Source organism: Pseudomonas danubii (assembly GCF_042980055.1).
GTDB classification, from domain to species: domain Bacteria; phylum Pseudomonadota; class Gammaproteobacteria; order Pseudomonadales; family Pseudomonadaceae; genus Aquipseudomonas; species Aquipseudomonas danubii.
The window spans coordinates 4,875,583-4,893,282 of the sequence record NZ_CP116502.1; the positions used below are offsets into that span (position 1 = coordinate 4,875,583).

Annotated in this window: 18 protein-coding genes; 12 read left to right on the forward strand and 6 right to left on the reverse strand. The window is 60.3% G+C overall.

Annotated features, from left to right (window positions below; genetic code table 11):
* The first annotated feature begins 3 nt into the window (after window positions 1–3).
* Both PFZ56_RS21985 and PFZ56_RS21990 read left to right on the forward strand, forming a co-directional pair.
* Complete coding sequence (locus PFZ56_RS21985) at window positions 4–2,448, forward strand: lantibiotic dehydratase (protein ID WP_170003943.1); 2,445 nt, start codon at window positions 4–6, stop codon at window positions 2,446–2,448.
* On the forward strand, window positions 2,445–3,725 hold the full coding sequence (locus PFZ56_RS21990) for an MFS transporter (RefSeq protein WP_170003941.1): 1,281 nt from the start codon (window positions 2,445–2,447) through the stop codon (window positions 3,723–3,725). Before PFZ56_RS21985 ends, PFZ56_RS21990 begins: the two co-directional genes overlap by 4 nt.
* A 105-nt stretch (window positions 3,726–3,830) precedes the next feature.
* Here PFZ56_RS21990 and PFZ56_RS21995 read toward each other — a convergent pair whose 3' ends face one another.
* Together PFZ56_RS21995 and PFZ56_RS22000 are read right to left on the reverse strand one after the other, a co-directional pair.
* Window positions 3,831–5,024, reverse strand: a complete 1,194-nt coding sequence (locus tag PFZ56_RS21995) for a contractile injection system protein, VgrG/Pvc8 family (RefSeq protein ID WP_170003939.1) — start codon at window positions 5,022–5,024, stop codon at window positions 3,831–3,833.
* Between the two features lie 166 nt (window positions 5,025–5,190).
* Window positions 5,191–6,294 carry a polyamine ABC transporter substrate-binding protein gene (locus PFZ56_RS22000; RefSeq protein ID WP_170003937.1) on the reverse strand — a complete coding sequence of 368 codons (1,104 nt, stop codon included), beginning with the start codon at window positions 6,292–6,294 and terminating at the stop codon, window positions 5,191–5,193.
* A 138-nt stretch (window positions 6,295–6,432) separates the two neighbouring features.
* On the opposite strand from PFZ56_RS22000, the gene PFZ56_RS22005 reads away from it, so the two are divergent.
* The 3 genes from PFZ56_RS22005 to PFZ56_RS22015 are packed head-to-tail and all read left to right on the forward strand — an operon-like array spanning window position 6,433 to window position 8,573.
* Complete coding sequence (locus PFZ56_RS22005; RefSeq protein WP_102863385.1) at window positions 6,433–7,218, forward strand: response regulator transcription factor; 786 nt, start codon at window positions 6,433–6,435, stop codon at window positions 7,216–7,218.
* Entirely contained in the window at window positions 7,205–7,762 is a 558-nt protein-coding gene (locus tag PFZ56_RS22010; RefSeq protein WP_170003935.1) for a hypothetical protein, read from the forward strand. Before PFZ56_RS22005 ends, PFZ56_RS22010 begins: the two co-directional genes overlap by 14 nt.
* A 28-nt stretch (window positions 7,763–7,790) precedes the next feature.
* Window positions 7,791–8,573, forward strand: a complete 783-nt coding sequence (locus PFZ56_RS22015) for a DUF4253 domain-containing protein (protein ID WP_249735894.1) — start codon at window positions 7,791–7,793, stop codon at window positions 8,571–8,573.
* Window positions 8,574–8,654: 81 nt separating this feature from the next.
* Here the strand turns inward: PFZ56_RS22015 and PFZ56_RS22020 are convergent, their stop codons facing one another.
* From PFZ56_RS22020 to PFZ56_RS22030, 3 genes are all read right to left on the reverse strand, one after another.
* Window positions 8,655–9,050: a hypothetical protein gene (locus tag PFZ56_RS22020; RefSeq protein WP_110596875.1), complete on the reverse strand. Its 396-nt coding sequence runs from the start codon at window positions 9,048–9,050 to the stop codon at window positions 8,655–8,657.
* A gap of 50 nt (window positions 9,051–9,100) precedes the next feature.
* The gene (locus PFZ56_RS22025; RefSeq protein WP_110596876.1) at window positions 9,101–9,592 is read right to left on the reverse strand and encodes a GNAT family N-acetyltransferase; all 492 of its coding nucleotides are present in this window, start codon (window positions 9,590–9,592) and stop codon (window positions 9,101–9,103) included.
* 261 nt (window positions 9,593–9,853) lie between these two features.
* Window positions 9,854–11,257 carry a PLP-dependent aminotransferase family protein gene (locus PFZ56_RS22030; protein ID WP_170003933.1) on the reverse strand — a complete coding sequence of 468 codons (1,404 nt, stop codon included), beginning with the start codon at window positions 11,255–11,257 and terminating at the stop codon, window positions 9,854–9,856.
* A gap of 87 nt (window positions 11,258–11,344) precedes the next feature.
* Between PFZ56_RS22030 and PFZ56_RS22035 the strand changes: the two genes are divergently transcribed.
* Genes PFZ56_RS22035 through PFZ56_RS22045 form a run of 3 tightly spaced genes read left to right on the forward strand, consistent with a single transcriptional unit; the run spans window position 11,345 to window position 12,868 of the window.
* A complete protein-coding gene (locus tag PFZ56_RS22035) occupies window positions 11,345–11,791 on the forward strand; it encodes a GNAT family N-acetyltransferase (protein WP_170003931.1) in 447 nt (148 codons plus the stop codon).
* Window positions 11,788–12,408 (forward strand): FMN-dependent NADH-azoreductase, encoded by a 621-nt coding sequence (locus PFZ56_RS22040; protein ID WP_170003929.1) that lies wholly within the window; start codon window positions 11,788–11,790, stop codon window positions 12,406–12,408. The genes PFZ56_RS22035 and PFZ56_RS22040 overlap by 4 nt, the downstream gene beginning before the upstream one ends.
* A gap of 28 nt (window positions 12,409–12,436) precedes the next feature.
* Complete coding sequence (locus tag PFZ56_RS22045) at window positions 12,437–12,868, forward strand: carboxymuconolactone decarboxylase family protein (RefSeq protein ID WP_170003927.1); 432 nt, start codon at window positions 12,437–12,439, stop codon at window positions 12,866–12,868.
* 122 nt (window positions 12,869–12,990) lie between these two features.
* On the opposite strand, the gene PFZ56_RS22050 is transcribed toward PFZ56_RS22045, so the two are convergent.
* Window positions 12,991–13,578 (reverse strand): TetR/AcrR family transcriptional regulator, encoded by a 588-nt coding sequence (locus PFZ56_RS22050; RefSeq protein WP_170003925.1) that lies wholly within the window; start codon window positions 13,576–13,578, stop codon window positions 12,991–12,993.
* 149 nt (window positions 13,579–13,727) lie between these two features.
* Here PFZ56_RS22050 and PFZ56_RS22055 point away from each other — a divergent pair, with 149 nt between their 5' ends.
* The 4 genes from PFZ56_RS22055 (at window position 13,728) to PFZ56_RS22070 (ending at window position 17,681) form a co-directional block, all read left to right on the forward strand.
* Window positions 13,728–14,828: an alkene reductase gene (locus PFZ56_RS22055; RefSeq protein ID WP_170003923.1), complete on the forward strand. Its 1,101-nt coding sequence runs from the start codon at window positions 13,728–13,730 to the stop codon at window positions 14,826–14,828.
* A gap of 54 nt (window positions 14,829–14,882) precedes the next feature.
* Window positions 14,883–15,671 carry an SDR family oxidoreductase gene (locus tag PFZ56_RS22060; RefSeq protein ID WP_110653327.1) on the forward strand — a complete coding sequence of 263 codons (789 nt, stop codon included), beginning with the start codon at window positions 14,883–14,885 and terminating at the stop codon, window positions 15,669–15,671.
* A 75-nt stretch (window positions 15,672–15,746) separates the two neighbouring features.
* Window positions 15,747–16,616, forward strand: coding sequence for an alpha/beta fold hydrolase (locus tag PFZ56_RS22065; protein WP_170003921.1), 870 nt, complete (start codon window positions 15,747–15,749; stop codon window positions 16,614–16,616).
* A 66-nt stretch (window positions 16,617–16,682) separates the two neighbouring features.
* Window positions 16,683–17,681: an NADP-dependent oxidoreductase gene (locus tag PFZ56_RS22070; protein ID WP_110596884.1), complete on the forward strand. Its 999-nt coding sequence runs from the start codon at window positions 16,683–16,685 to the stop codon at window positions 17,679–17,681.
* The last annotated feature ends 19 nt before the right edge of the window (window positions 17,682–17,700 follow it).

Below are 17,700 nucleotides of genomic sequence, written 5' to 3' on the forward strand. Positions count from 1 at the left end.
ACCATGGAAAGCTCACAGTACTTCTGGCTGCGCTCGACCGGCTTCCCCATTCATCACTTGACGGATCTGGGCCGATTCGCCGACCTGCCGGCGTGCCGCGTCTTCGAGCAAGACTTCCGCTCCTTGCAGACGCTGAAGGCGACGCTACTTGAAAAGGCCAACGCGCATTCGCCCCAGGCCTGCCGCAAATTCATCCGCAAACTCAACGAGAACCAGGCCCTGCAACCCACCGATCTGCCAGAAGTACTGCGCGAACCTCTCGGTGAGGCTTTGCAACACTGGAACGCTTTGCTGGCGCGAACCTCAGCGCCTGAAGAAGCCGCCCGGGAATATGACGCCTATCTGGAGAGCGCCCGCCAAGGGCTGATCGACTTCCTGGATGACGAAGCGGTGGCCGAGGCCTTGTTCATCTCCAACCCGTCGGCGTTGACACGCATCCGTGAGTTGATCAGGGATCGGCACAGCAGGAACGACACCCGCAAAAAGCAAAAGCTGCGCTTGGGCTGGAGTTACGCGCAACGTTTCTGCGCCAAGAACGATACCTCCAGTTTTTTCGGACCTTTGGCCTGGGGCCGGTTCGATACCCGGCAGACGGCCAATGTGCATCTGACCCAGGATGACACGGCGTGGATCAAGGATCGCCACACCTTCTTCGAGAATTGGGTGGTACAGCGGTTGGTCGAACAGATCAACCAGCAATGCCCAGACACCGACCTTATGCCCTTGCAGCTCAATACCGGTTGCTACCTGCACGAACAGACCCTGTTCATGCCGATTGGCAAAAGCCAGCGCCTCAACCCGCAAACCGCCCAGGTACTGCAGTACATCAGCGAGCATCCGGGTCGAGCCGCCACTTGTGCGGGGATATTGAACAACTGTCCGCAAGATGCGGCTGGCACATTGCGCGATCTGCTGGAGCACCTGGTGAGCAAACGTATCGTGCGCCGGGGCTGGCAAATGTCGCCCCGCGAGCGTCACCCCATCGTGCAGCTGCAACGCTGTTTGGCCAACGCGGGGGTATTCGACCCGTTCAACCAGCTCTGGCAATCGCGCCTTGAAGCACTGGAGGGCTTGCGCCGTGACTATGCCCACGGCGACCTGATGCGTCGGACCGAATGCCTGGAGCGCTTGAACCAACTGCTTGGCGAGGCCGGGGTCGACCTCAGCCGAGAAACCGGCGCCATGTATGTCGGCCGTTACCCGCTGTACGAAGATTGTTCGAGAAACATGAACATCAGCCTTGGGCAAGCCATGCTCGACCAAGTCAACCAAGAACTGGCGCCGCTGATGCGCATCAATCAGTGGCTGATCAAAGCCATCGCGCACCAGCTCAATCAGGCCTTCATTGAGGTCTGGGAGCAGCGCCAGGTGGCCAACCCCGGCAAACCGGTTGATTTTCTCGACCTGCTCAACACCCTTGCTCCTCTGTTGCCTGCACTTGAAGCGCGCATCATCGGCGACCTCGATCAGTGCCTGGAAACCGCTTGGGCGCAACTGCTGCAGGACTTCCCGGAGCATGCCGAAGTGCGTCTGTGTGCTGCGGACGTCGAGCGCCTGATCAGCCTGCTGAACACTCGTCTGGATGTCGAAGGCTTCGAGGTGTTCGGCAGCGACTTTCACTCTCCGGATATCCTGCTCTCCAGCGCGTCGGTCGAGGCCTTCAATCGCGGCGACTACCAAATCATCGTCGGTGAAGTGCACCCGGCAGTTCATACGCTGAGCCAGCCCGTTGCCGCCCCGTTCGGCCCCTTCAATACGCAGATAAACCAACAGGTGGAGGCGATTTTCCAACGCCCGCGCCTGGTACTGGCTGACTCGCCCGAGAGCTATCAGCGCTCCCACATCGACTGGCCATTGCAGCCCTCCTACCTGCAATTGGTGCTGCCGTCTGGCGGCGGTTGTGTCGCAGCGCACCAGCAGTTTGCCGCCGGCAGGGCAAAAGTGCTGCGGGTGAACGGTCGCCTGCAAGTGGTCGACGCCCTGGGTCAGTTCAGCGAAGACTTGCTGTGCGTGTATTCCACACCCTTGCATCGGCTGGGCTTCGCCCTGGCCGGCAGCGCCGTGGCCAAACACGATCACCGCCGTATCTGGTTGGGCCGGACCCTCTACAAGCGCGCTTCCTGGCTATTTGCCCGCGATCGCCTGCCGGAACCGAAGGGCTCGATCGACGAGCTTGAACACGCCCTGCAATGGCGTGCCTGGGCTGGCGCTCACGGTTTGCCCCGCTATGCCTTCGTCAAGATCGATACCGAACCCAAACCGCTGTTCCTCGACTTCGACAACCCTTTGTCCTTCGACGGCATCAGCAATGCGCTGAAGAACGCTGGCCACGTCAAGTTCTCGGAAATGCGACCGTGCCCCGATGAACTTTGGCTTGAAGAGGCACGGGGGCGTTTCTGCTGTGAAATACGCACAACCTTTTCCACATGCGAGGCTCTTGCGACATGAGTAAAGAAAATACAGCCTCTTGCGCCAAGGCCGACCAGGAAATAAAGCACACGTTTGTGTACCTGTTTTTGACCATATTCATTCCCTTTGGCCTCGGCCATTTCGTCTCGTACCTGTTTCGCACGGTCAACGCTTTGATCTATGTGGACCTGGAGCAGGAACTGCATCTGCCCGCCAGCAGCATGGGCCTGCTGACCGGCGTGTACTTTCTGACCTTCGCCGCGGCGCAGATTCCGCTCGGCGTCATGCTCGACCGCTACGGTCCGCGCAGCGTGCAGGCCCCCATGCTGTTGTTCGCGGTATTGGGCTCGCTGATTTTCAGCTTCGCCCATACTGAGCTGGGTCTGATCATCGGTCGCGGCCTGATCGGCCTGGGGGTTGCCGGTTCGCTGATGAGTGCGATCAAGGCGTGCACCATCTGGCTGCCGGTCGAGCGTCTGCCGCTGAGTACGGCGTGCCTGTTGTCGGTAGGTGGCCTGGGCGCCATGGCGTCCACCACGCCGCTGCATGAACTGCTCAAGTGGATCTCATGGCGTGAAGCGTTCTTGATTCTGGCGCTGTTGACTCTGTTCGTCAGCGCGGTCATTCACCTGAGCGTGCCGCGCACCTACAAACCCAAGCACACCACTCTGGCCGAAATGTCCAAGGCCGTGGGGACGCTTTACTCCTCGTGGGTATTCTGGCGACTGGCGTTGTACTCGGTGTTTGCCCATGCGATCTACATGTCGGTGCTGTCGCTGTGGATGGGACCGTGGCTACGCGATGTCGCCCAGCTCAGCGAGTCGAGCATGGCCAATACCTTGCTCTGGGGCACCGTGGCGATGGTGGCAGGTTCGCTGGCTTTCGGTTCGATCACCGACTACCTGCGCCGCTTTGGTGTGCAGCCGATCATGGTGTGCGGCGCCGGGGTTGCGATTTTCATCGTGTTTCAATCGCTGATGATCAGCGGACTGCCGGTGTCGCCGCTACTGATTGCCATGGGGTTCAGCTTCTTCGGCACCTCCACCACCATGAACTACGCGATCGTAGCCCAGTCGGTATCGCCTGAACTGGCCGGGCGGGTCAGCTCGTCGTTCAACCTGGTGGTGTTCGTGCTGGCGTTCGCCTTGCAATGGCTGATGGGAGAGATCCTGAACCTGTGGCCGGCCAGTGGACAAGGGCATCCGGTGGAGGCTTATCAGTGGTCGCTGGGCGTGATGATTGCGTTGCAGGTACCTGGGGTGTTGCTGTGGCTGAGTTTCAAACCGTGGCAACTGAAAACAGCGACGGCGCGGTAAACGCTGGCGGCCAGCTGGTCTTCGTTGACCACAGGTCCGTCAACCCGCCGCAAAAACCCGCCAGTTGCGCTGCGTATGAGCGAGCAAGGCATGCTCAGCATCGAATCACTGACAGCACAGGCAACCGCTGATCAACGGTTGATCGGGGTCGCTTTCAAGAAAGGTGACCCTGACTTCCACCCCCGTTCGCAGTGGCGTCAATTCGCACTGCCAATTGGCAGCGCCTCCTAGCCAACAGCTGCTTTTGTCGTCAAACCGACCTTCCCGATCCCAGGGAAACTTGACCTTGAGCCTCGCGCAGCGCCCATCAGTGCGCAGCGCTTCATCTTCCATGGCGATAACCAGCGCAGTCTGGCTGGGCACCTGCGGTTTCTCGTGAGCCAAAGGCGGACGATAGAGCGCATCCCCCGGCACAAGCATGAAGCGATTGCAGTAACCCGGATGCCGGTCATCGTCAGCCGGGTCGCCACTGGCGTACTCATTCAATACCTGTGGCTGTCTGCCTTCATGGATGACCCGAGTCAGTAGCCATGGCTCATTGCGCTCTTGGCCCGGCGGGCCGGGAATTTCCAGAACATGACCACTGGCTAACCCGGTTTGCTGACCTTGGCTTTCAAGCGGACGGTAGGCCGCGCGGCGGTGCTCACCGGCCTGCGGGGTGAGCTGCCTGGCGGGCTTGATCAGTCGCTCGTTGGCCCGCCTGTCGCCCTCGGGGGCGACAGCCGTGGCTTGCTCGATCCTGGGAAAAACCGCCTGATGATCGCCAAACACCAGCACATGACCTTGAGCACTGTGCTGGAAGTGAAAGTGAATCCCCTCCTCCTCACACAAGCGCTGGATGAAGTGCAAATCCGTTTCACCAAACTGGGTACAGCAATCACGCTCGGGGTAGGTCGAGTCCAACTCAAAGCGGTAGGCATCGCCCAGAATCCCGTGTTCTTCGAGAATCAGGGCAACGATGGCCGGCACCGAAAACTGCTGATAGATCCTCTGGTTGGTGCGGTGGCGCAAGTAGGACAGGTGCGGAACCAGGGCCAGGTTGTAGCACTGGGTGTCCGCACATTGGGCGATGTGATAGATGCGCCCGTGAATGCCATTGCCGTGGCCATCGAAAGCCAGGAAGGCCTCCCTGTCGACGAGGCTTTGCAGTTCCAGGTCGGGTCGTTCACTCACACACTCCACCTTGAAAAAGTAAGGCTTGCTGATCGCCTCTTCCCCGGTGAATGCGAGCACTTGAACGTCATGCGCAAAACCGTCGATGGTCAAACAGAAGTGCGTTTGATTGGCTGGGCTGAACATCCACTGTGCTCCTCTTGGATCAGGTATTGAATGGACACAGGCGCATACCGCCATGCAGGAAAGTTAATTTCCCGCATGACGAATACATTTCAACGAATGTTTTAAATAATGAGCCCGCACTCGCTATAAAACGTGCATGGCGCAGGAGAGGAAGAGTCAAACCCGATCAGATACTGCTCTTCACCTTGGTCCAGACCCGCGTCCGGATGCGCTCCAACTTCAATGGCAGCGGTTCAAGCGGAACCAGTGTTGCGACGGTTGCCTTGTCTGGATATATCCATGGGTTATCGCGCAACTTCTGCTGGACAAACTCGGTGGCATCCTTATTGGCATTAGGATACAGCGTGTGATTTGACGTTTTGGCAATCACTTCCGGACGCATCATGTAATTGATAAACGCCAGGCCTTCTTTTGGGTGAGGGGCGTCTTTGAGCAGCACCAGGTTTTCCGACCAGACCAACGCGCCTTCGCGAGGTAGGCTGTAGTTGATCGTGCGTCCGGTATTGGCACTTTCGTTGGCAGCCTGCGCCGCCAGGGCGCCATTAGCCCAGCCCACCACGACACAAATGTTGCCGCCCGCCAAGTCAGTGTCAATTCTGGAGGAATCGAAATAAACGATATAAGGCCGGATCTTCAACAGCAGTTCCTGAGCCTTCTGGTAATCATCCGGGTTCTTGCTATTGCTGGGGAGCCCAAGGTAATTCAAGGCAATCGAAATGATCTCGCTGGGCGAATCAAGCATGGCCACACCGCAAGACTTGAGCTTGCTGATGTTCTCTTCCTTGAAGATCAAGTCCCAACTATCGACTGGCGCATGATCACCCAATGCCGCTTTGACTTTATCCACGTCATAGCCAATGCCGGTGGTGCCCCACAAATAAGGCACAGCGTAGCGATTGCCTGGGTCGTTGACCGCAAGTTGGGCCAGGATGGCCGGGTCGACGTGGGACAGGTTACTCAGCTGGGCAGGGTCCAGCGGCTGCAGCACCCCCGCCTCGATCAGGCTGGGCAACACATTGGAGGTCGCCACCACCACGTCATAGCCGGTGCGTCCGGCCATGACCTTGCTCTGCATGATCTCGGCGCTGTCGAAGGCATCCATGTGAATTCGGGTGCCCGTGGCCTGTTCGAACTCTTTTGGCGTTTCCGGAGCCAGCAGCCCGAACCAGTTGTACAGGTACATCCCTGGCTCTACTGCACCTGCGGATGTACTGATTCCGGCGCAGAGCAACGCGACCGAAAAAACGGTTCGCAAAGGTGATTTTCTCATGCAACATCCCTGTCTAGACGACGTGCCCTCATGGCTGTCGTAAACCTTGAAGGCGAATATACCGAGCCTTGGGCAATAGTAAATACCTACGATTACTTACCTTTTACCTACGACTCCCTAACCCTAAAGGGGTAGAAAATGCCACTCGACCTGCATAGCCTGGCTTGGCACCGCTCGATTGGAAAACTGATCATGCAGCTGAACCGTCCAGACTTCTGGAGTTCGCTTATTCGCACACTCAATGAATATGTGCAGATCGATAACTGGGTCGTGCTGATCTTCAGCAATCAACAAGTACAGGTGGTCAGTCTTCCCGAAGTAGCCGATGTGGAAGAGGTGGATGCGTTCATTCACCTGTATGTAAAGGGGCTATATCTGCTGGACCCCTTTTATATCGCCAATCGAGAAAACCCGCAGAGCGGATTCTTTCACCTGCTGGATATTGCGCCGGAGTACTTTCGGGAAACCGAGTACTACCACAAGTACTTTGCGCAATACATTTCTGTCGATGAAGTGCAATACAACATCCAGCTCGATGCCGACAGAACCCTGTGCATCTCCATTGGCAGCGGCGTGCACTTCAATCAAGAACAGATCACGATGCTGGATCTGATCAAGCCGTGGGTCACTGCGTTGATGCATCAGCGCATGTGCTTTGAAACGGATGTCGAGAAAAACCTCAGCGCCCCGCCGCAATGGCCCGAAACCATTAGCCAGCTAGGCACGCAAATAACCACCCGCGAGAGCGATGTACTCAGGCTGTTGCTCAGTGGCTTTTCCAACAAGGAGATCGCTGGCAAACTTTCCCTCTCGGCAGAGACGATAAAGGTTCACCGTCGCAACATTTACGCCAAGCTGAACATCAAGTCGCAATCCGAACTCTTCGCTCGATTCTTCATGCCAAAACAGGATGTTCTCTCTTGACGCTATCGATCTCGATGACGATCCCTGCCGGGAAACCGTAAGCAAACCACTGCATAGCCTGGATGCCTCACGAACCCCGCATCCCATCAGCAACACCCTCCAAGCCCCTCTCAACACGGATGTCGAACACCCCATGTTTAAAGCCATTCTCTTCGGCCTGCTCTCCTGCGCCCTGGTGCTGCCTGTTTTCGGGCTGGTGATTTCACAGTTTCTCCCGCCTGCGTTCGTTGCCCTTGGCGAACCGGGTTGGAAACAACAGCACAATCAACTGGTCAGCCTGCATAGCGTTCAATGGCTGACGGTGCTGAGCTGGGCCCTCATGGCAGGGCTGGGGGGATTTGTCAGCACCCGGACCCACGCGACCCGCTCCTTGCGTCCCGCCATCTGGGTCGGGGTCATCATTTTGTTGGTGTGGGGCGTTCCCGTGGGGATCTTCTCCTTGAGCCAAATAAGCTGGGTGCATATCAGCTGCTGCCTGGCCATCATGCCGGCGGTGCTGGCAGGTGGTGCGCTGGCGCGCAGAAAAGCTGAATCATTGACCTGAACATCAACCCTAAGCAGGGAGCACTTCGATGGATATGCAATTTCGCGGCAACGCAATGCCTGGCAACCCCGCTGCCGGCACCTGCGATGAGTACAGCCTGAGCGCCATTTCCAGCCTGGATGAGCTGATCGACGCCTACCGCCAGATCGCCGGCAACCACCCAGGCTTCAGGCCCCTCTTCTCGCTGGATGATCTGCCCCAGGCTCGCTACACCTGCGGGCATGCCCGTAACAACCTGGGACTGGACGAGGCCTCGGAACAGGACATTGCCCAGTTACCTGCCGAATGCTTCGAACAGGGCGAATACCTGGGCTATTCCACCACCAAAGCCGAGTTCGCAATCTGCTTGCGCAACTTCACCGAGCTGGTGGCCGGCAGCTCGTTCGAAGATGCTTGCGCCCACGGCCTGACCCTTGACCAGCCCGCCCTGCAGGAATGGATGGACTATCAGGACAATCCGGTTTCACTGCTCGACCAGCCTCTCTCGGCGCTCCTGGTTCCGGTCGAGCATGCCTGCCAGGCACTGGCTGCGTTTCCCAACGGCTATTTCAGTTGCGACCTGGGCCCCGCGCAAAACTATGCGCTAGCGCGCCATTTTGCCCAGGCCCACGGTTATGAATTGATGGGGGTTGGCGCGTCTTACCTCGGTTTCCTGCGTGCAGCGCCTGCCGACCTGCACGTCGCCAACGCCGTGGCGAAGGATTTTTGTGCGCTCTACAACACCCCTGATGAGAACCGGCAAGCGGTGATTTCAGCGGTCGTCCAGGCGATCCGCGAGCGGACACACCTTTGGCTGCGCTACGTGGAATGACGCTTGGAGAAAGGGCATTGCCAGAGCAGACGATGGATGGTGGCTGAGGCCGGTTATGAATCGAATAGAAAAGCCGATCGGTTAAATCTGCTTCAACTTTTCGGCAAACAGAGCGACTTGGGTCGGGGTGAGTAACAACGACCCATTGATCTGCCAATCACAGTCGTCATCTGAAGTTGAGCCTAAGTAGATGCGTAAAAAAACCAACCCTGGAAACAATGGATCTCTGCTGGCAGAAAAGGCCAGATCCTGGCCTTCAGAAAGCCAATCTTGAGCAGTGCCCTCTTCAAGTTGCGCTAGCGACCTGAAGAACTCGTCCATCGGTTGCTGCACATCTCCGGCTGAGGTCTTTTCCGAGGCTATTTCTGCGTGCAGCGCAGTGCCGGTGAGCCGAACCAGAACACAGCGTGGCCGGCCGCTTGGACACGACAGGATGGTCAGCGTCAGTCCATTCTTTTGACTTACTTCTGCTGGCATAGATTCTCCGTTGTTGCCGATCAGAAACACGAGATTGCTTAAGCAAGCGCTTAAAACTCAGAGGCTGGTTCTAGTCGGTTTTTGCCAGTATTGAAGGACTGCAGCCGCTTCTCCATCGGCTGATAAATCAGCCCGGCAAACTCGCCCTCCTCCCCAGCCAAGGCGAAACCGTAACCTTCGTAAGCTGCCACTGAGGACAGAGACGCTCTGACGGTTACCACATCGGCTCTGGCCTGCTCCAGAGCTGCGTTCACCAAGCGTTTGCCAACGCCGCGACGCTGCCACAGCGGCGCAACGAACAGCATCGCCACATGGCGTCCTTCCTTGAGCTCGATCAGTCCGACCAGGGTTCCCTCTGCGACACAAACCAGCATCAGGTTGTCACTCGCCATTCGTTCGGCAAACGCCTCCTTTGCCGCTACCTTGGCGAAGGTTTCCACGCCCTGCGCTGACAGCGAAGGCGCAACCGCCAGCATGAACGCTTCCAGGCAAAGGGCAGCGGCGCTCGGCAGGTCTTCGTGAGTCATCTTGCGTATCTGCACAGTCGTCGTCCTTGGCTTGAGTGGAGTGTTTCTATACCAGAACATCCAACCTTGCGATACGCAGCAACGCCGCGGCAAACAGACACCTCCTTCAGCGATGTCGCTGCTTGCTTCGGCAGGGTTGGTATAACCACACCGCCACATGCGTTCCATTTTCAAGCTCAGAAAAAAGTGCTGCATCGCGAAGTGGTCCCGGCGGGACTGTTGCGACTCAAACCTTGCTGCGGGCCATTTCGCGCCAGTAACAATCAGCTCCCTTCTTCACTGGATGACTTGCGCCAAGCGCAGCGCCAGCGTCGATGCCTGTTCGGCACTGGCAACGTTGGTGAAGCCCATCCCCAGACCCTGCCTGGACTGGGCTTCCAGGTACCACTGTGACAGCGGCTCAACCGCGATGCCCACCGCCCGGGCGCGCTGGGCGAGCTCGACATCATTCCCTTGCCCAAGACCGGCGACCAAGTGCATGCCGCCTGCTTGAGGGTTTATCTGTAAACCCTCGGCAAACTGTTGATGCAACGCATCGATCAGCCATTGACGGCGTCGCGCGTAGAGGCCGCGCATTTTATTTAGATGCCGTGCGAAGTGACCCTCGTTGAGGAAGGCGGTGACGGTCGCTTGAAGTAGATGCGGGCAGTGATTGTGCAGACGATCCGCCTGGCGGGCGAACGCTGGGGTCTGTTCGGCGGGCACCACCAGGTAGGCCAGGCGCAGCCCTGGAAACAGGACTTTGCTGAAGGTGCCGGTGTAGAGCACGCGGCCCTGCTGGTCGAGGCTCTTGAGGGCGGGCAAGGGTTTGCCTTGGTAGCGGTATTCGCTGTCGTAGTCGTCCTCGATGATCCAGCTGCCTTGGCGGTTGGCCCAGTCCAACAGGGCCAGGCGCCGCGGCAGGGACAGCGACATCCCCAGCGGGCTCTGATGGGTCGGGGTGACCACGGCAAAGCCGGCCTCTGGGGCGCGGGCGATGCCTTGGGCGACGTCCAGGCCCTGATCGTCCACGGGCACCGGCACCAACTGTGCGCCGGCTTCCAGCAGCGCGTTCCTGGCCATGAAGTAGCCGGGCTCTTCCAGCCAGCAGGTGGCGCCCGGGCCCATCAGCGTGTGGCTGATCAGGTCGAGGCAGGCGCGGTAGCCGGCGCAGACGAAAATCTGCTGCGGATGACAGGTGATCCCCCGGGAAATCCCCAGGTAGGACGCGATGGCTGCGCGCAACGGTGCATAGCCCTGCGCGTCCGGGTAGACGAGACCTTCCAAGCCCGTCTGTCGCAGTTGCCGGCCCGCCAGTCGCGTCCAGAGTTTGCGCGGAAAAGCGTCCAGCGCTGGCAGGCCCATTTGCAGTGCCAGGGGCGAGGTGCCGGCGTGGGTGGCCTGGTAGGTCGTTGCAGCCACTGGGACGCGCTGCACGGGCGCGCAAACCGGCGCCAGTTGCGGGGTGACAATGGTCCCGGCGGCCCCGCGAGCAGTCAGGTAGCCCTCGCCTATGAGCAGCTGGTAGGCCGCTTCCACGGTGCCCCGCGCCAGGTTCAGCTCCGCCGCCAGGGCGCGCACCGCCGGCACTCGGTCCCCCGGACGCAGGCGGCCATCGGCAATCGACTCGCGAAACCGCTGGTAAAGCTGGCGATAGATCGGCGCCGTCTGGCTGCGGTCCAATTCGAAAGGAAGGATCATGGCCTAGTCATTTATGCATTTTTTGGCCCTGTAGCTTAAGCCATTGACCTTCTACAGTGGGTCATCTTTTTGCAGCGGATGACGACCATGCCCTACCCCCTTCAACACCTCGACAGCGAAGCGGCCCTGGCGGCCAGTTTCGACTTGATGCGTGTCTTGCGCCCGCACCTCACCAGCCCGGCGGCCTATGTCGCCCAAGTGGCCCGGCAAACCGAGCAGGGCTACCGCTTGCTCGCCGCGTGGGACGCTGAGCGCATCGTCGGCCTGGCGGGTTACCGCGAGCTGGAAAACCTGCTCTACGGGCGTTTCATCTACGTCGATGACCTGGTCGTGAGCCCGGAGCTTCAGCGCAGCGGCTTGGGAGCGCGGCTGTTGAGCGCGGTGCGGGATGAGGCCGTGCAGCGTCAATGCGAGCACTTGGTCCTGGATACCGGCCTGCATATGCCCCTGGCCCAACGCTTCTATTTCCGTCAGGGGTTGCTGGCCCGTGGCATGCACTTCACCCAGCGACTTCAGGGTGGGGAGCCGGCATGAACAACCTGCTGCTGATCAACGCCAGTCCCCGTGGCCAGGTTTCCCATGGCCACCAGCTGGCACTGGAACTGGTGAGCGCCCTGCGCCAACGCTATCCGCACCTGGAACGGGTCGAGCGCGATCTGGGGGCCAATCCGTTGCCGCCGCTGGGCATGGACTACGCCCACGCCCTGACCACAGTCACGCCCTTCGACGCACCACTGTTCGAGGTATCCGAAGAGCTGATTCGTGAGCTGGAACGCTGCGATGTGCTGCTGATTGCCACGCCCATGCACAACTTCACCCTGCCGGCCGCGCTCAAGCTGTGGATCGACTATGTGCTGCGCATTCACCGGACCTTCAGCTCCGGCCCGGAGGGCAAGGTCGGGCTATTGAAGGACCGCCCGGTGCATGTCCTGGTCAGTTCCGGCGGTTTTCACCAGGGCGAACGGGCACGCCAACCGGACTTTCTGACGCCTTACCTGCGCCAGGTTTTGAACACCCTCGGCCTGTTCGACCTGCAGTTCACCTATCTGCAGGGCTTGGTGTTCGGTGAAGAGGCCGTCCGTGCAACCCTCGACGAGGCCCGCAGCGCACTGTCCTTGCAGCCCCTGTTCAACCCTCTCGTATGTGCCTGATCACTTTTTTCCCTATCGGAGTTTCACCATGAGCCAACTCAGACTGCCCTTTGCCACTTTGTCGCCGGCTGCCTATCAAGGCCTGCTCGCCACCAACACCGCCCTGGTCGCCAGCCCCCTGGGCTTGCCCCTGGTGGAACTGGTGTTTTTGCGCGTGTCGCAGATCAACGGCTGCTCGTTCTGCCTGGGCAAGCACTCGCAGACCCTGCGTGAATGTGGAGTCGCCCAGGAAAAGCTGGATTGCCTCGCCGGCTGGCGCGTCAGCGAACTGTTCAACGACCGCGAGCGCGCCGCCCTGGCCTGGACCGAGACCCTCACCTACGTTCACGACAAGGGCGCACCCGACGCGCTGTACGATCCCCTGAAAGCGCACTTCAGTGACGTCGAAATTTCCGATCTGACGTTGGCCGTGTCCTTGATGAATGCCTTTAACCGACTGGCGGTGGGCATGAAGCTCTAAGAGCAAGCAGAGCACAGCAGCCTCAATGGTTCAGCCGTTAACCGTTCGCGCGGGTGAGTCCACCGCCGGGGCTGCTGCGGGTGCTGGTGCGCCACACCACTATCGGCTTGAATCGTCGCCCTTCACGCCGGATGGTCTTTATCAACCGGCAACGAAGCAAACATCTCAGCGCGGCACACCTCAAGAATCTCATCCGCCAGCGCTGAATCATCCGGGCAGGCACGGGACAAAATAATCGCACCGACCGCACGCGACAGCAGGTCGATCATTTTCTGCCTGCCCTCACCCGGTGCGGCATCCGGCCGGGTCGGGTATTTGTCCCCCAGGGTTTTCAGGGTGTGCTCGATCCCTTCGGCAAACCTCGCTTTCACATCATCCGATTGACGCGCCGCGTCGCCACCCAATGCGGCCATGGTGCAACCGCCGCCACGTTCGTCGCGGTGTTCTCGGGTCACATAGACGTCGATGAAGCCAGGCACATCGAGCGCTTGCAGGCCAGCCAGCGACTTGGCAAGGCTGCAGGCCGAGGCCTCGGCCATGAGATCGGCCTTCGAACCGAAATGCTTGTAGAAACCTCCGTGGGTGAAACCGGCCGCTGCCATGAGGTCCGACACACCTACACCGTCGAAGCCGCGCTCACGGAACAACTCAGAAGCCGTTTCAACGATGTGCTCTCGATTGGCCTGCGCCTGGGCCTTGCTCACTCTCACCTGCAATACCTCCTATGCATCGGAAAATCATGGGGCCGATCATACATAGATGTCGACCATAATCAAAACCGTTGACAGCTTAGATTTCGATCATCATCCTAATTGCACGCACCACCGACCTCCACCCACGGGCACGCAAGAGACACCAGATGACCGATCAGAACCTGTTCACCCCTTACACCCTCGGCGCCCTCGCGCTGTCGAACCGCATCGTCCTCGCGCCACTGACCCGCAACCGCGCCGGCGCAGGCTCTGTTCCCAGCGAATTCGCCGCCACCTATTACAGCCAACGCGCTAGCGCCGGCTTGCTGATCAGCGAAGCCACGCAGATTTCCCAACAGGGCCAGGGCTATCAGGACACCCCCGGGATCTACACCCAGGCGCAGATTGAGGGCTGGCGCACCGTGACCGACGCCGTGCACGCCAAGGGCGCAAAGATCTTTGCGCAACTGTGGCATGTCGGCCGCGTGTCCCACGTTGACCTGCAAGAAAACGGCGCCGCCCCCGTGGCTCCTTCCGCGTTGCGCGCGGCCACCCAGGTGTTCGTCAATAACCACTTTGAAGACGCCAGCGCGCCGCGCGCACTGGACATCAGCGAACTGCCGGGGATAGTCACCGACTTCCGCCAGGCCGCGGCAAACGCCATTGCCGCCGGGTTTGACGGCGTGGAAATTCACGGCGCGAACGGCTACTTGCTGGATCAGTTCCTCAAGGACAGCGCCAACGTGCGCAGCGATGCTTACGGCGGCTCGATTGAAAACCGTGCGCGCCTGTTGCTCGAAGTCACCGCAGCCGTGATCAATGAAATCGGCGCGGATCGCACCGGGGTGCGCTTGTCGCCGGTGTCGCCGGCCAACGGTGTCTCCAGCAGCAATGCGCAGGCGCAATTCGATTACCTCGTCGATCAACTCGACGCCCTCGGCGTGGTTTACCTGCACATGGTCGAAGGCGCGACCGGTGGCCCGCGTGACGTGGCGCCATTGGATTTCGCCGCCCTGCGCCAGCGCTTCAAAAACACCTACATCGCCAACAACGGCTATGACCTGGAGCTGGCGACCTCGCGGCTCGCCGAAGACCAGGCCGATCTGATCGCCTTCGGTCGCCCGTTCATTGCTAACCCGGATCTGGTGGAGCGCCTGCAAAGCGGTGCGCCGCTGTCCGCCTTCAATCCCGCCACGCTCTATGGCGGCGGCGCGACGGGCTATATCGACTACCCGACCTTGGCCGAGTCGGGCACCCGCGCCAACTGAGCCCTACCCGCTCACACCAACTGTCTGTCCCTTTCCTGAAAGAGAGATCCCCCCATGAACACTCGCCCTACCGTTCTCATCACCGGCGCCTCCAGCGGCATTGGCGCCACCTACGCCGAGCGCTTTGCACAACGCGGCCACGACCTGGTGCTGGTCGCCCGCGATCAGGCGCGCCTGGACGCACTGGCCGCCAAGCTACGAGACGAACACCAGGTCGCCATTGATGTCATGGTCGCGGACCTGACCCAGCCCGGCGATCTGACGGCGGTGGAAGCCCGCCTGCGCGACGACGCCCGGATCGGCATCCTGGTCAACAACGCCGGCGCCGCGCTGTCCGGCCGCTTCACCGAGCAAAACGCTGATCACATGGCGCAACTGGTGGCCCTCAACACCACGGCGCTGGTGCGCCTGTCCAGGGCCATCGCCCCGCGTCTGGCCGAAGCAGGCGCCGGCGCGATCATCAACATCGGTTCGGTGGTGAGCCTGGCACCGGAATTCGGCATGTCGGTCTATGGCGCCACCAAGGCCTTCGTGTTGTTCCTGTCCCAGGGCCTGAGCCTGGAGCTGTCGCCCCTGGGCGTGTACGTGCAAGCCGTGCTACCGGCGGCCACCCGCACGGAAATCTGGGACCGCTCCGGCATCGACATCAACACCCTGGACGAAATCATGGAAGTGGGCGATCTGGTGGACGCCGCACTGGTCGGCTTTGATCGGCGCGAAGCGGTGACCATACCGCCGCTGCAACAGGCTGAGCGCTGGGATGATCTGCAGAACGCGCGTCAGGCCCTGCTCGGGCAGGTCCGCCAGTCCGAGGTTGCCCAGCGTTACCAGTCCCAACAGTGATCTTCAGGTAGCGAGCTTTCGCGGCGGATTCGCGGCAGGTACTGCGACGAATCCGGTCCGCTGTTCGGAGTAGCAATGAACCCAACACAGACAACTCTCCCCCCGGCTTTGCAGACGTCGTTCATCAACGCGGCGAACCAGTCGATCACGGTCAGGGGCATTCCCTTCGCCTATCGCGATACCGGTCCCGCGGGCGGCGTGCCCCTGGTGCTGTTCAATCATTGGGGCGCGGTGCTGGACAACTTCGACCCGGCCATCATCGATGGGCTGGCACAGACCCGACGAGTCATCACCACCGACTATCGCGGCATCGGCGGCTCGGGTGGCGTCGCCCCCCTGACGATCGGCGAAATGGCGCAAGACGCCATTGAGTTGATCCAGGCCCTGGGGTTCAAGAGCGTCGATGTACTGGGCTTTTCACTCGGCGGCTTCGTTGCTCAGGACATCGCCCTCAAGGCCCCCGAATTGGTGCGCCGCTTGATTCTCACCGGCACCGGACCGGCCGGCGGCAGCGGTATCGACAAGGTCGGCTCGGTGACCTGGCCCTTGATGCTCAAAGGCTTGCTGACCTTGCGCGATCCCAAGGTCTACCTGTTCTTCACGTCGACGGACAATGGTCGCCGAGCCGCCTCGGCGTATCTGCAACGGCTCAAAGCACGCCGAAAAAATCGCGACAAGGGCCCGACGCCGGGGGCTTTCCTGCGGCAGTTGCAGGCCATCACGGCATGGGGCAAACAGACGCCGCACGATCTGCAACACCTGAAAACGCCGACGCTGGTGGTCAACGGCGACAGCGACCTCATGGTGCCCAGCGTCAACTCGCGCGCCCTGGCTGAGCGCATCCCCCATGCGCAGCTTGTGCTGTATGAGGACGCCGGCCACGGCAGCATTTTCCAGCACCACACGGACTTCGTGACCCGGGTATTGACGTTCCTTGATGACTGACAGCACCTGGCCGCAACCGCAACAGAACACCCCCTACTGACGCCAACCCAACAGAGCCGCACCCCCATGAAGGCATTTTCAATTGATCGCTACGGCAAGAACAGCGGACGCCTGAGCGAAGTCCCCACGCCCGAGGTGGGGCCCCACGATGTATTGATCGAGGTTCATGCCAGCAGCGTCAACCTGCTGGATTCGAAAATCCGCCAGGGCGAATTCAAGCTGATCCTGCCTTATAAATTGCCGCTGATATTGGGCAATGACCTGGCAGGGGTCGTGGTCGAAGTCGGCCCGCAAGTGCGGCGTTTCAAACCCGGCGATGCCGTTTATGCTCGCCCGCCGCAAACGCGGATCGGCACCTTTGCCCAATGGATCGCTGTGCATCAGGACGCGGTCGCTCTCAAGCCGGCCAACATCGACATGGCGCAAGCCGCGTCCATTCCCCTGGTGGCCCTGACTGCCTGGCAAGTGCTGGTGGAAACCGCGCAACTGAAAAAAGGCCAGAAAGTGCTGATCCATGCAGGCTCAGGCGGCGTCGGCACCCTGGCCATCCAACTTGCCAAGCACCTTGGCGCCTTTGTCGCGACCACCACCAGCACGGGGAATGTCCAATGGGTCAAAGCGCTGGGGGCCGATCAGGTGATCGACTACACGCAGCAGCACTTCGAAGACGTCCTGCACGGCTACGACGTGGTGCTCAACAGCCTCGGCGACGACGTGCTGAAGAAATCACTCCAGGTGCTCAAGCCCGGTGGCCAGCTGATTTCCATCTCCGGGCCACCCACGTTGCAGTTCGCCCAGGAGCAAGGGCTGGCCTGGCCGTTGCAGCAGGTCATGCGCCTCTTGAGCTTCGGTATCCGGCGCAAGGCGCGCCAGCGGGATGTCCGCTACGCCTTTGTGTTCATGCGGGCCGATGGCGCCCAGCTGCAACAGATCACCGCGCTGATCGAGGCCGGCATCATCAAGCCCGTGGTTGACCGCAGCTTCAGTTTCGAATCGACGGCAGAGGCCTTGCAGTACGTCGAGCAGGGACGAGCCAAGGGCAAGGTGGTGATCAAGATCAAATGACCACAGCGCCTACCGATGA

Excerpts from the sequence above, each read along its gene's own strand:
- PFZ56_RS22045 (WP_170003927.1), top strand. The coding sequence starts at position 12,437 with ATGAGCCAACTCAGACTGCCCTTTGCCACTTTGTCGCCGGCTGCCTAT.
- PFZ56_RS21995 (WP_170003939.1), bottom strand. The coding sequence starts at position 5,024 with ATGTTCAGCCCAGCCAATCAAACGCACTTCTGTTTGACCATCGACGGT.
- PFZ56_RS22040 (WP_170003929.1), top strand. The coding sequence starts at position 11,788 with ATGAACAACCTGCTGCTGATCAACGCCAGTCCCCGTGGCCAGGTTTCC.
- PFZ56_RS22060 (WP_110653327.1), top strand. The coding sequence starts at position 14,883 with ATGAACACTCGCCCTACCGTTCTCATCACCGGCGCCTCCAGCGGCATT.
- PFZ56_RS22070 (WP_110596884.1), top strand. The coding sequence starts at position 16,683 with ATGAAGGCATTTTCAATTGATCGCTACGGCAAGAACAGCGGACGCCTG.
- PFZ56_RS21985 (WP_170003943.1), top strand. The coding sequence starts at position 4 with ATGGAAAGCTCACAGTACTTCTGGCTGCGCTCGACCGGCTTCCCCATT.
- PFZ56_RS22065 (WP_170003921.1), top strand. The coding sequence starts at position 15,747 with ATGAACCCAACACAGACAACTCTCCCCCCGGCTTTGCAGACGTCGTTC.
- PFZ56_RS22020 (WP_110596875.1), bottom strand. The coding sequence starts at position 9,050 with ATGCCAGCAGAAGTAAGTCAAAAGAATGGACTGACGCTGACCATCCTG.
- PFZ56_RS22030 (WP_170003933.1), bottom strand. The coding sequence starts at position 11,257 with ATGATCCTTCCTTTCGAATTGGACCGCAGCCAGACGGCGCCGATCTAT.
- PFZ56_RS21990 (WP_170003941.1), top strand. The coding sequence starts at position 2,445 with ATGAGTAAAGAAAATACAGCCTCTTGCGCCAAGGCCGACCAGGAAATA.
- PFZ56_RS22015 (WP_249735894.1), top strand. The coding sequence starts at position 7,791 with ATGGATATGCAATTTCGCGGCAACGCAATGCCTGGCAACCCCGCTGCC.
- PFZ56_RS22000 (WP_170003937.1), bottom strand. The coding sequence starts at position 6,294 with ATGAGAAAATCACCTTTGCGAACCGTTTTTTCGGTCGCGTTGCTCTGC.
- PFZ56_RS22010 (WP_170003935.1), top strand. The coding sequence starts at position 7,205 with ATGTTCTCTCTTGACGCTATCGATCTCGATGACGATCCCTGCCGGGAA.
- PFZ56_RS22055 (WP_170003923.1), top strand. The coding sequence starts at position 13,728 with ATGACCGATCAGAACCTGTTCACCCCTTACACCCTCGGCGCCCTCGCG.
- PFZ56_RS22005 (WP_102863385.1), top strand. The coding sequence starts at position 6,433 with ATGCCACTCGACCTGCATAGCCTGGCTTGGCACCGCTCGATTGGAAAA.
- PFZ56_RS22035 (WP_170003931.1), top strand. The coding sequence starts at position 11,345 with ATGCCCTACCCCCTTCAACACCTCGACAGCGAAGCGGCCCTGGCGGCC.